This is a genomic window from Sulfurimonas sp. SWIR-19, from assembly GCF_020410885.1.
Classification (GTDB): domain Bacteria; phylum Campylobacterota; class Campylobacteria; order Campylobacterales; family Sulfurimonadaceae; genus Sulfurimonas; species Sulfurimonas sediminis.
The window spans coordinates 1,686,798-1,699,237 of sequence record NZ_CP084578.1; the positions used below are offsets into that span (position 1 = coordinate 1,686,798).

The 12,440-nt window shown below is 38.0% G+C and carries 13 protein-coding genes; 4 read left to right on the forward strand and 9 right to left on the reverse strand.

The window, feature by feature from the left end; genetic code table 11:
* Positions 1 to 13: 13 nt before the first annotated feature.
* Positions 14 to 730, forward strand: a complete 717-nt coding sequence (gene kdsB, locus LCX93_RS08830) for a 3-deoxy-manno-octulosonate cytidylyltransferase (RefSeq protein ID WP_226065950.1) — start codon at positions 14 to 16, stop codon at positions 728 to 730.
* Between the two features lie 41 nt (positions 731 to 771).
* Here the strand turns inward: kdsB and rpsO are convergent, their stop codons facing one another.
* From rpsO to LCX93_RS08845, 3 genes are all read right to left on the reverse strand, one after another.
* Complete coding sequence (gene rpsO, locus LCX93_RS08835; protein ID WP_151899895.1) at positions 772 to 1,047, reverse strand: 30S ribosomal protein S15; 276 nt, start codon at positions 1,045 to 1,047, stop codon at positions 772 to 774.
* 125 nt (positions 1,048 to 1,172) lie between these two features.
* Complete coding sequence (locus LCX93_RS08840; RefSeq protein WP_255613195.1) at positions 1,173 to 1,556, reverse strand: IS1 family transposase; 384 nt, start codon at positions 1,554 to 1,556, stop codon at positions 1,173 to 1,175.
* Between the two features lie 64 nt (positions 1,557 to 1,620).
* Positions 1,621 to 1,797, reverse strand: a complete 177-nt coding sequence (locus LCX93_RS08845; protein WP_226065952.1) for a helix-turn-helix domain-containing protein — start codon at positions 1,795 to 1,797, stop codon at positions 1,621 to 1,623.
* Positions 1,798 to 1,924: 127 nt separating this feature from the next.
* Here LCX93_RS08845 and LCX93_RS08850 point away from each other — a divergent pair, with 127 nt between their 5' ends.
* Genes LCX93_RS08850 through LCX93_RS08860 form a run of 3 tightly spaced genes read left to right on the forward strand, consistent with a single transcriptional unit; the run spans position 1,925 to position 5,626 of the window.
* Complete coding sequence (locus tag LCX93_RS08850; protein ID WP_226065953.1) at positions 1,925 to 2,329, forward strand: RrF2 family transcriptional regulator; 405 nt, start codon at positions 1,925 to 1,927, stop codon at positions 2,327 to 2,329.
* Between the two features lie 20 nt (positions 2,330 to 2,349).
* Positions 2,350 to 4,536: a flagellar biosynthesis protein FlhA gene (gene flhA / locus LCX93_RS08855; protein ID WP_226065954.1), complete on the forward strand. Its 2,187-nt coding sequence runs from the start codon at positions 2,350 to 2,352 to the stop codon at positions 4,534 to 4,536.
* A gap of 10 nt (positions 4,537 to 4,546) precedes the next feature.
* Complete coding sequence (locus LCX93_RS08860; RefSeq protein ID WP_151899892.1) at positions 4,547 to 5,626, forward strand: DHH family phosphoesterase; 1,080 nt, start codon at positions 4,547 to 4,549, stop codon at positions 5,624 to 5,626.
* Positions 5,627 to 5,640: 14 nt separating this feature from the next.
* On the opposite strand, the gene LCX93_RS08865 is transcribed toward LCX93_RS08860, so the two are convergent.
* From LCX93_RS08865 to pyrH, 6 genes are read right to left on the reverse strand one after another with little or no spacing between them, the layout of a single operon-like run.
* On the reverse strand, positions 5,641 to 6,999 hold the full coding sequence (locus LCX93_RS08865; protein WP_226065955.1) for an N-acetylmuramoyl-L-alanine amidase family protein: 1,359 nt from the start codon (positions 6,997 to 6,999) through the stop codon (positions 5,641 to 5,643).
* A gap of 6 nt (positions 7,000 to 7,005) precedes the next feature.
* A complete protein-coding gene (locus LCX93_RS08870) occupies positions 7,006 to 8,097 on the reverse strand; it encodes a nitronate monooxygenase (protein WP_226065956.1) in 1,092 nt (363 codons plus the stop codon).
* 1 nt (position 8,098) lies between these two features.
* Positions 8,099 to 9,298 carry a tyrosine--tRNA ligase gene (tyrS, locus tag LCX93_RS08875; protein ID WP_226065957.1) on the reverse strand — a complete coding sequence of 400 codons (1,200 nt, stop codon included), beginning with the start codon at positions 9,296 to 9,298 and terminating at the stop codon, positions 8,099 to 8,101.
* Between the two features lie 20 nt (positions 9,299 to 9,318).
* Positions 9,319 to 11,472: a RelA/SpoT family protein gene (locus LCX93_RS08880; RefSeq protein ID WP_226065958.1), complete on the reverse strand. Its 2,154-nt coding sequence runs from the start codon at positions 11,470 to 11,472 to the stop codon at positions 9,319 to 9,321.
* A gap of 4 nt (positions 11,473 to 11,476) precedes the next feature.
* Positions 11,477 to 11,698: a DNA-directed RNA polymerase subunit omega gene (locus LCX93_RS08885; protein ID WP_151899888.1), complete on the reverse strand. Its 222-nt coding sequence runs from the start codon at positions 11,696 to 11,698 to the stop codon at positions 11,477 to 11,479.
* Positions 11,699 to 11,717: 19 nt separating this feature from the next.
* Positions 11,718 to 12,428: a UMP kinase gene (gene pyrH / locus LCX93_RS08890; protein ID WP_151899887.1), complete on the reverse strand. Its 711-nt coding sequence runs from the start codon at positions 12,426 to 12,428 to the stop codon at positions 11,718 to 11,720.
* Between the last annotated feature and the right edge of the window lie 12 nt (positions 12,429 to 12,440).

Sequence of the window (12,440 nt, forward strand, 5' to 3'; positions counted from 1 at the left end):
AGGGCAGATTAATATGATTATTATTCCGGCAAGATTGGCATCCACACGGTTTCCGCAAAAGGTTTTAGCAGACATAGGAGGCTTGCCTATGGTTGTAAGAACGGCACAAAGAGTATCACATCTGGATGATGTAGTTGTCGCCTGCGATGATGAACGCATCATTACTACATGTAAAGAGCATGGAATCAAAGCCATGCTGACATCCACAACACATAAAAGCGGTACAGACAGAATTCACGAATGTGCCACTATTTTAAATTTGTCGGATGAGGAACTTATTATCAATGTCCAGGCAGATGAACCTTTTATAGAACCTGATGTTGTTGAGTCCCTTATACAAAAACTCAAAGAACTGCAAAAAGAAAAAAAAGAGTTTATTATGGGAAGCTGCTACAACGCTATAAACGCACAAGCGGCAGAGGATTCCAATCTCGTCAAAGTTGTGCTCGATGCAAACAGTAATGCCGTCTATTTTTCCCGTGCTAAAATACCATACAATCAAAGCGGAGAAGCTGTCTATTTCGGACATATCGGTATTTACGGCTTTTCTAAAAAAAGCTTGAAAGAGTTTTGTTCACTCCCTGATGCCCCTATTGAAGACATTGAAAAACTAGAGCAGCTTCGTGCAATATACCATGGAAAAAATATAGCTATGGTCAAAGTGGCAAGTACAGGTTTTGGAATTGATACAGAAGATGATTTAAAAAGAGCGATTGAGATTTTTCTATAGGAAGAAGTCCCAAAAAGGGACTTTAAGAAAAAGTTTAAAACTTAGATATTGTCACGAATACCTAAATCTTCGATGAGTTTCATATAAGCGTCTTTGTCTTTTCTTTTGAAGTATTTCATCAAACGACGACGCTGACCAACTAATTTCAGTAATCCCAAACGAGATGCGTGATCTTTTTTGAAAACTTTTAAGTGTTCTGTTAACTCTTTAATTCTTTCAGTTAAAAGTGCAATTTGAACTTCACTTGAACCAGTGTCATTTTCACTGCGACCGTATTTCGCAACTATTTCTTGTTTTTTAGCCGAATCTAAAGCCATAATAGCCTCCTGATAGGTATAATAATCTAACTCAAATGCACAATGCAGAAGAATTGAAGCGTGATTATAGCAAAACTTTTCTTTAAATTTTATTTTTGTTTATTTCGGGCACTGACTAAATAACCTTATTTACCAATATTTTTATTAACAAAGAACCGGGCAAGTCTATTATCAAGCCACTCATAACTTCTGGCATGGGCTTTTGTTCTTCTAACAAGATAAGAGATTTTATCTCTTATCTGAGAATTAAGGTTTTCAATCACATTGGTTATTTTGGATTTCTCCATACTTGCTTTAGATCCATAAATCTTATCATAGGAGAAACAACCGTCACAGTATATTTTATCTGTAGACGGGAGTTGTTGATTAAACTCAAAAAGCGCTCCTGCATTTTTATATCTTGAGAGATGATAAAAATAGAAATATTTTCCATGTTGTGTAACAGCTATAGATGCCCATAAATAGTATCTTTTTGACTTTTTACCTATGAATGTATACAGTTCATCCATTATCATGTATGTAAAGACTACAGGTGCCGATTTGATTCTGTTTGCAAAGTCGATATAAAGATCTTTATATTCGTTGAGTTTTTTTTAAATGGTATTGTACTGTACGCAAGTGCACCCCTAGTACTCTTGCTATCTTCCTTTGTTCCATCTTCTCTTCAAAGAGTTTATATATAAGTTCTATCTGCTCTTGTGTTAATCGTTTATATGGTCTGTATTTTCTTTCACTCTCTTTTACTGCCATGATAAAATCCTTCTTTATGAATTTTATCTTTTTAAGCAATTTCTGTTCTAGTTAGTCAGTGCCTTTATTTCGGCAGTAATTTTGGATATAATATCATTTTAAAAGTTTAAACAATGAAAGTAAATACATGCTTATAACCCGTGCCAGCGAATATGCCATCTTATCACTCATACTGCTTTGCAAAGCAGAAGCGCCAATGGACAGTGATACTCTTTCCAAAGAGCTCTCTATCTCCAAAAGTTTTTTGGCAAAAATTCTTCAGTCCATGGCAAAAGCACAGATTTTAAACTCATACAAAGGTGTCAATGGTGGTTTTGCTCTGAACAAAGATCCCAAAGATATCAATATGCTTAGTGTCGCGTCCTGTGTAGAAGGCAAAGCACCTACTGTTTTTGAGTGTGCTCCCTCTTTGGAAGACTGTCCTTCCGAAAAAGCCAGTACATGTACAATATGGCCTTTTTTACACAGACTCCAAGGGAAAATAGATTTGTTTTTGGCAAACTTGACTTTGGCAGACTTACTCGACGACTAAATTTGGTGAGACACTGACACTTGGCAAGAAAATTGACAACAAAACAAAAAATCGGAACTTCCCTTAACTTTTTACTAGGCAAACGTGATCTTGGTGTTGTCTTTTTTGTAATGGCTATTTTGGCGATTATTATCGTGCCTCTGCCTTCTTCCGTTTTAGATGTTTTGTTGACGATTTCTATAGCTTTGTCTGTTTTAATATTGCTTATTTCATTATATGTGCCAAAACCGACAGACTTGACTACCTTCCCGACACTTATACTTATTTTAACCCTTTTTAGGCTTTCACTAAACATTGCGACAACCAGAATGATTTTAAGTCACGGTTATGAGGGACCCGAACAGGTAAGTGATGTTATTACAAGTTTTGGTGATTTTGTTGTCGGGGGAAACTATGTTATCGGAATTATCGTTTTTTCCATTTTGGTTCTTATAAACTTTATGGTCATCACAAAAGGTTCCACAAGGGTTGCAGAAGTTGCAGCACGTTTTGTACTTGACTCTATGCCCGGAAAGCAGATGGCGGTTGATGCAGACTTGAATGCAGGGCTTATAGACGATGCCGAAGCTAAACAACGCCGTGCGGAAATTCTTCAGGATGCCAATTTTTACGGGGCAATGGACGGTTCTTCAAAATTTGTCAAAGGGGATGCCGTTGCAGGTATAATTATTACTCTTATCAATATCATCGGCGGTTTTCTCATCGGTGTTTTCCAGTACGATATGAGTGTTGCAGACAGCGCTTCTACCTTTACACTTCTTACAATCGGTGATGGTCTTGTCAGCCAGATTCCGGCACTCATTACCTCAACTGCAACCGGTATTATCATTACCCGTTCCTCAAGTGACGGTGACAATTTTGCCGAAGGCACTATCTCACAGATGATAGGCAATGCAAAGATTATGATGATAGTCGGCTTCATCATGCTCTTATTTGCTCTTGTTCCTGGCCTGCCAACTGCCTCTATGGGGTTTGTCGGGATAATCTTTGCTCTGCTTGGTTGGTCTATATACAAATATGAAAAAGGAGAACTTTCCATTTTGGATGTTGAAAATCTCCTTGGTGTCAAGACAAAAGAAGAGGTAGAAAAAGAGAAAGAGAGAATCAAACCGAAAAAAACGAACGAAGAGATTGCCAAAGAAGAGGAAAATGCGCTTGATGACATACTCAAAGTAGAAATGCTTGAACTGACTTTGGGATATCAACTTATAAAACTGGCCGACAGTTCTCAGGGTGGTGATTTGCTTGAACGCATTCGTTCTATGCGAAGAAAAATAGCAAATGACTATGGATTTTTAATGCCGCAGGTCAGAATACGTGACAACTTACATCTCAAACCTAACCAATATCAGGTACTGCTTAAAGGCATTGCCATCGGTGAGGGGGAAATCATGCCTGATAAATTTCTTGCGATGGACAGTGGTATGGCTACAGGAGAGATTCAGGGAGAACCGACGAAAGAACCTGCTTTTGGACTCGATGCTCTGTGGATAGCACCAGAACAAAAAGAAGATGCTATTATAAACGGATATACCGTTGTTGATCCTGCTACAGTAATCTCCACACATATGAGTGAACTCATCAAGCGTAATGCAGAAGAGCTTTTAACCCGTCAAGAAGTACAGTCACTTATTGATAAAATAAAAGATGATTATCCTGTAATCATTGATGATGTTTTAAAAGTGGCTTCCATCGGTCTTATTCAAAGAGTTCTCAAAGCACTGTTGCATGAAAAAATTCCACTCAAAGATATGCTTACTATTTTGGAGACAATTGCAGATATTGCCGAATATACAAAAAATGTTGACCTTATAACAGAACAGGTCAGAGCCAGACTTTCTCGCGTCATTACCCAAATGTATGCAGGAGATGACGGGGTGATACGCCTTTTGACATTTGATACACAGACAGAGCAGTTGTTACTGCAAAAATCACAAGAACAAGACGGTGTGAGAAATCTCATGCTCAATGTAGGAGAAATAAATGCTCTGATTCAGGCAACAAGCACAAAGGCTGCAGACTTACTGCAAAAAGGGATTTCCCCTGTTATTATTATCGTCGATCCACAAATCCGTCGCAGTGTTGCAGAAATATTTGAGAGATTTTCTCTTGATGTTGTAACACTCTCTCATGCAGAAATTGATTCGAGTGCTACATTTGAAGTGATGGGCTCTATTTCAATTCAAACACAAGAAACAAATAACTAAAAGGGTACAAATGAAAAACAGAACTATTCATCATCTTTCACACATTGATTTGGATGGCTACAGCTGCCAACTGGTCATGCAGTACACACCGTACAAAAGATTTAACTACAACTCCAATTACGGAGCAGAAGTGAAACAAAAGCTCGATCTTATGCTGGAAAACATCAGAAAAGCAAAAGAAAAAGCTTATATACTTATCACGGATCTGAATCTTACAGCGGATGAATCCCGTTGGCTCAGCCATGAAGTAAAAAAAATGAATGACGGTGCCTTTGATGTCAAATTACAACTTCTTGATCATCACGGAAGCGGGGAAGAGAGTGCAAAAAAGCATGAATGGTACTATCTTGATACCAGTCGCTGCGCTACAAAAATCACCTATGACTACGCAAAAGAACACTTTGAACTCAACGAACCTGCATGGATGGAGAAGTATGTTGATGTTGTCAATGCGGTAGATTTATGGAAACAGGAAGAACATGACAATTTTGAATACGGGAAAGTCTGTATGCGTCTTGTAACAGAAACAAAAGAGCTCAACCGAATAATGTTTCCTGATGAAGACTCAAACTACAAACTCACACTGTTGCATGAAGCGGCAAAATTCATTCATGAACCTGATGCCCCTATCTTACTTGATGAAAAAATCCACTCTTTAAAAAAGAATTTTTTCAGACGCGACAAAGATGATACACTCGATAACCTTGCCACACGATATGTTGTTGAGCTTATGGGCAAAGCCAGAAGTGAAAAAACAATCTATTACAAGGGGTACAGAGGCTACCTGAGTTATGGCATAGGAAATACCTCCATAGTCGGCAACGGATTTTTAACAGCCTACCCTGAATATGATTTTATTGTGGATGTCAGCTATCGTGGAACAATGAGCCTGCGCGCAAGCGACAAGGTAAGTGTTGCACAGATATCCAAAGAGTGGGCAAACGGCGGAGGACACCCAAATGCTGCCGGAGGAAGAATCATGGGATTCAAAGAACAGTTCCGTTATGACAAAGTTAAACAGCAGATTGAAAAAGTCATCAACGACAAAGAAGCGGTTGCCGGTGATTTGGAATATAAAAAAGAGGACTGAGCCTCAAGGCTGCTTTATCTTTTTTGAGAATTTATAAAATAGCGCTCCACTCCATTCGCAAGTCCCTGTGCCATTGTTTTTTGGTAACTTCTGCTTACAAGCCGTCTGGCTTCTGTCGGATGCGTTATAAATCCGACTTCTACCAGTACAGAAGGCATTTGGGCCCCTACCAGAACCCAAAACGGCCCTTCTCTGACCCCTGCATCTTTTACATTTTTATATCTGCTTTTAAGTGTGGCAAGTGCCCCTCTTTGCAAATCAATTGCCAGCTTATTTGATGCAACAATATTATGTGAATTTATTGTATTTAAAAAGCTTTGCTTTCCGTAATAATCCATCTCATCCAAATCTGCCGAATTTTCCATTTCTGCCACTTTTTTTGCCCTGCTTGAACGGGATGTAGAAAGAAAATAGCATTCCAGTCCACAAACTCTTTTGGCATCTTTGCGTCCAACTGCATTGGCATGGATACTGATAAAAATATCTGCATTTTTTCTGTTTGCATATTTTGTTCTGTTTCTTAATTTTATAAAGCGGTCACTGTCACGCGTCATGTACACTGTAAAACCTCTTGCGCGAAGTATACGCTTTAACTCTCTTGCTATACTTAAGACCACAATTTTTTCTCTGTATTTTCTGTATCCTATGGCTCCAGGGTCTTTTCCGCCGTGCCCTGCATCTATGACTATAATTTTATTTCTGTCGAGTCTTTTGGGTGATTTTTTCTTTGTTTTTACTGACTTATTGATGATTTTTATAGAAAGCTCTTTGCCTTTTTTGAAAAAACGGATTTTTAAAGGCGTTTTGTTTTGAATAACCAGCCGCAATGTATTTGGATTGTACTGTGCCAGTTTAATTTTATCAACCCCCTCTTGCTTGAGAGTATTTGACTTCTTCAGCATGGAAGCATGTATATCAAAAACATATTTATAGATGCTCTTTTTTTTATCACTTAGCGTAAAATAGTTCACCTGTTTCTTTTGAAGATTTTTATCAAACTGTAACACCAGTCTTTTATTATAAAAGCGAACTGATTTTAATTTATGTGAAGATGTAACTTGAATGTTTTTTTTTGCTTTGTAATTTTTTTTGGAAGTATGCGAGAGGTGTTTATACTCCTGTTCATATCTTTTTACATCAATATGTAATCTATGTCCACTGGAGATTATCCCTTTTAGAGCGGAGTGTTTAAGTTTGTTGTCTCCGTTTAACAATGCTCTTAAGTAGAGATTTTTATAATCATTATATGCACGAAACTGATTGCTTTTACTCGAAGATTTTAAAAAAGAATCTGCCCTTTTTAAAATCTCCTGATCATTGACAGCATATAAAGCAGTAATAAAAAAAAGTATGAGAGCAAAAACTTTTATCATACAGTATTATTCACCGTGCATAAGCTTGTCAATAAGTTCTTTTACTGTAATAATTTCATTTAATTTATAGCCATTGGTTCCAGAGAAAAAGAGTCCTGTTTCCAGGTTGCCCTCATAAGCATCACTTAATCTGTCTGCAATACAAAAACCGACAATTTTAGCCTCTTCTCCCCGGTTACACGGTGCAACACAGTTTGAAATACACTTGATTGCAGGACCTTCTCTTTTTTCTACCATGCGTGTGAGATTTGTCACAACTCCCTGTGCAGGATATCCCACAGGAGAACTCATCAGTTTAATATCACCCTCTTTTGCATCCAGAAGGACTTTTTTAAAGTTTGCGTGCGCATCACACTCATAAGTGCCGATAAAACGTGTTCCCATTTGAACACCGCTCGCACCGAGTTCCATCATAGCTTCTATATCGTTTTTGTCCCAAACACCACCTGCAGCAATTACCGGCATGCCACCCCATTGCTCTGCTTCTTCTACAACAGGTTTTACAAGATTTTCCAACTGATATTCCGGCATTGAACACTGTTCGTATGTAAAGCCCTGATGCCCACCGCTTTTGGGACCTTCAAGAATAACTGCGTCAGGAAGACGGTTATAGCGTTTCTGCCATCTTTTACAAATAATTTTCAAAGCTTTTGCAGAGGATACAATAGGTACAAGCGCAACATCAGGATACCCTTCTGTAAACTCCGGCATATTTGTCGGCAGTCCTGCCCCTGTTATTACAATATTGATACCGGCTTCACAGGCATCGCGAACAACACGTCCATAGTCATTGATAGCATACAAAACATTTGCGGCCAAAGGCTTGTCGCCACAGATTTTTCTGGCATTTTTTATTATTTCGGTAAAGCCCTCTTTTGAATAAAAGTTTGCTTCGCTCAAAGGCCTGTCTGCAACCAGTTTTTTTGCAAACTCTTTATCTTTGTAGTAACCTGTTCCAACAGAACTTATAACTCCAAGTCCACCTTCTTTTGAAACAGTGCCAGCTAACTGATCCCAACTGATCCCAACGCCCATACCACCTTGTACTATTGGCTTTTCAATCTCATATTTACCAATTTTTAAAGACTTGAAACTCATTTTATTTAACCTTTAACTTTGCAAATTTTCTTTTTCCAACCTGTAACAGGTACTCCCCTGATGACAATTCCAGCTTTTCATCAGATACTTTTTTCTGGTTTATTTTAACACCACCCTGTTTGATATCTCTTCTAGCCTGGGATGTTGAGGGCTCCATCTTACAATCAACCAAAGCTTTTGCAATCCAAATCGGTCCCTCACAGCTAAACTCTGAAATATCACTTGGAATTTGGCTTTTTGAATGGACCTTGTCAAACTCTTCTTTTGCATTTTGTGCTGCTTCATTATCATGAAAACGCGCTGTGATTTCCAATGCCAAGTCTTCTTTTACTTTTTTCGGATGTAGTTTTCCTTCTTTTACTGCCCTCTCTAGCGCTGCAATCTCATCAAGACTTTTGTCGCTCAAAAGCTCAAAATACCTCCACATCAACTCATCGGATATACTTAAAACTTTACCAAACATATCATTTGGTTCATCTGAAACACCAATATAATTTCCCAGAGACTTACTCATTTTCTGGACACCGTCAAGACCTTCGAGAATAGGCATCATTAAAACGGCCTGCTGTTTCTTAATATTATATACTTTTTGCAGTTGTCGTCCCATCAAAAGATTAAACTTTTGATCGGTTCCGCCTATTTCTATGTCAGATTTCAGATAAACACTGTCATAACCCTGCAGCAGCGGATACATAAATTCACTCGTTGCAATTGCGACATTTGTTTTAAATCTTTTTGAAAAATCATCACGCTCAAGCATACGCGCCACTGTTAAATTGGAGGCAAGCGCTATTAAATCAGCTGCACTCATTTTTCCCAGCCAGTCATCATTATATACTATGTCTGTTTTACTCTCATCTAAAATTTTAAAAGCCTGTGTCGTATAACTCTCAATATTTTTGATTATATCTTCTTTTGACAATACTTTTCGTGTGGCATTTTTCCCTGTCGGATCACCAATTGTTGCTGTAAAACTTCCTATAAGAAACTGTACTCTTGCACCGTATTTCTGAAATGTTGCAAGTTTTTGCAAAAGAACAGTATGTCCAAGGTGCAAATCCGGTGCCGTCGGGTCAAAACCGGCTTTTACCGTATATGTCTTTCCCTCTTGAAAATAAGCTTTTAAAAGTTTTTCTATTCTTTCGTTGTCAATAATCTCTGCACAACCTCTGTTTATCTCTCTTAAAGCTTCATCTATCATTTTTTTCTCTCTATATTTATTTAATTTTTATAAGCATCATCGGTTCTCACCAAATTGACAACTTTTATTTTAGACTCTATTTTAGCACGAAGTGAATTAATATCAGCTTCTTTTGACTCAAAAACAAGCTCACAGTACTTAATATAATCAGCGCTCTCTTTGCCCAGTTCAATTGCATTGATATCCACATCCAGTTTAACCAGAAAACTCAAAAACTCAGCCAAAGCACCTTTTTCATTATGCAAAGAGGCAATCAATTTGTATCGGTAAATTTTTTCCTGCTTCCAGCGGACAAATACCATCGGCTCATGTGCATCGAGCATTTTTGTAGCATTGTTACACAATTTATGATGGACATGCACCTTTGTTTTATCCAAAAATCCCATAATTTCATCCCCGTGTTTGGGATGACAGCAATAATCAAATACTATATCGGTAATGTTTGTTGTAGAAAATATTTCAATACCTGCAACTTCATACCCTTTGAGTTTGAACCTGTGTCGGGAAATAAACTTTTTAAATCTGTTGTTTTTACTGATATCTACTATATATTTATGAATAACATTCTTAAAATGTTCTATGTCGTTAGGAATAGAGGTCACACTGTCACACTGATGTTTCAAAAACCATTCCTGCACTCTCGCGAAATTCAGCTTCATTGCAGTTGCAACAATACTCACGGCCACTTTTGCATTGAGATCGCGTATTCTTGCATTGCAGTTTAGTTTCATATTTGTTTTGGCTTTTGATGTTTTGACCGCATCAATCCAGGAACATCTTGTAATAATTTCATCTCCGGTAATTATTTTTACAATATCACCATTATTGAGTTCGCTCATTAAAGAAGCTTTTGTTTTATTGATTAAAGCGCTCACAGCTTTATTGCCGACTTCTGAGTGTACAGCGTAAGCAAAATCAAGTGCCACTGCTCCGCGGGGAAGTGTAAAAGCATCACCCGACGGAGAGAAAACCGAAATATCTTCAGAATACAAATCATTTTTAATGAGTGCATAAAAATCTTCTACCGATTCATTTTGGTACTGCAGGCTGTCTAACCAGTCCAGCTTGATATTGTTGCCGCCGCTCTTATATTTCCAGTGTGCGGCAACTCCGAGTTCAGCAGTTTTATGCATATCGTAGGTTCGAATCTGTACTTCAAAAATTGCAGCATCATGAAAAACAGTTGTATGAATGGTCTGGTACCCATTGTCTTTTGCAACAGCAATATAATCTTTGAAACGTGAAGCAAGCGGACGAAAATTAAGATGAATAAGCCCCAGAATCGTATAACACTTTACAGGGTCTTTTGTAAGAATTCGCACAGCCAAAAGATCCAGCACCTCATCAATACTCACACCTTTTCTCTGCATCTTAAGATAAATAGAATATTTATGTTTTATTCTTGACAAAATCTCAAAATCATCTTCACAAAAGCCATTTTTCACAAGAATCTTCATAATTGATTCTTTGATTGCATCAAGTTTCATCTCAATAGCATGATAGTTTGTCTGAAGATAATTTTCTATTTCCTGCTTTTCCTTGGGGAACAAATAGCCGAAACTCAAGTCTTCAAGTATATTTTTTAAAAATGAAATCCCCAACCTGTGTGCAATAGGGGCATACACAACCAATGTCTCTTCGGCAATTCGTTTTTGCTTATGAGGGGGCAAGGCATCAAGGGTGAGCATATTGTGCAGTCTGTCACACAGTTTGACAACAAGAACCCGTACATCATGAATACTGGCAATAAGCATTTTTCTAAAAGAGAGTGCCGATACGACAAGCTTTTCATCCGAATTGGAGGGAATAAGTTCATGATCTCTAATCGTATCTATTTTTGTAAGTCCCTCCACCAAATGGGCAACATCCTTGCCAAACAAGTCTTCTATCTGTTCAATAGTCACAGGGGTGTCTTCAACAACATCATGCAATAAAGCGGCAATAGCCATCGACTCATCATTTGTTATAGAAACAACAATGGAGGCTACTAAAATAGGATGGATTATGTAAGCTTCCCCACTTTTTCTATACTGCCCTTCATGTGCTTTTATAGAAAAGTCCAATGCTTTTTCAAGTGGTTCACTTTGAGGTATTTGAGAAAAAAGATAAGCAATTGCAGATTCAACATCAGTGATGTGTTTAACCTGTTCTATATCCATTTGACTCAAAGACAAAAACTTATTTCTCTTTGTCGCTAAAGCCTTTGACTCTGATAAGTCCTTCAGCTATTTCCATAAGTGCCAAATCAGTTGACTTGATACTGCTTGTATTGACATTCAATTTGCTTGGAGCACCGTTTTCGAGTTCATCACATCTTTTTGCAACTGCAATTGCCAGTTGATATCTATCCATACTTGGATTTTCATCTAAAACTTTCGCTGTTAATTCTTCAACTTTCATTCTCTGTTTTTCCTTTAGTTTATTTTACTATTGAGCAGTTACTCATATTGCCGTTTAAAATATCCAGTAAGTTACCTTGCTTGGACATATCGCAGACAATAATAGGCAGACTGTTGTCTTTTGCCAGTGCTATTGAGGTGTCATCCATAACCTTTATATGATCCTGCAACGCCTGGTCATATGTCAGTTCGGGCAATTTCACCGCATCCGGATATTTGGCAGGGTCTTTGTCATACACTCCATCAACTTTTGTGGCCTTGATAATAACTTCTGCACCGATTTCAACAGCCCTAAGTGTTGCTGCCGTATCTGTAGTAAAAAACGGATTTCCCGTCCCTGCTGCAAAAATAACAACACGTCCTTTTTCAAGATGGCGTGTCGCTTTACGATTAATATACGGTTCAGCGATCTGTTCCATTTTTATAGCGGTTTGCATACGTACCTGCATTCCGGCATGCTCACAGGCCTCTTGCATTGCTACACCGTTTATAACAGTTGCCAACATGCCCATATAATCTCCGGATGTACGCTTGATAATTCCGTCTTGGGCGGCAGTCACACCACGAATGATATTTCCACCTCCAATGACTATACCGACTTCTATACCTGCATCAACAAGAGTTTTAATCTCCTGGGCAATATACTTTAAAATCTTTGTATCGATTCCATGACCTGCTTCTCCAGCAAGAGCTTCACCCGAAAATTTAACTAAAACACGTTTGTTTGCCATGCATATACCTTT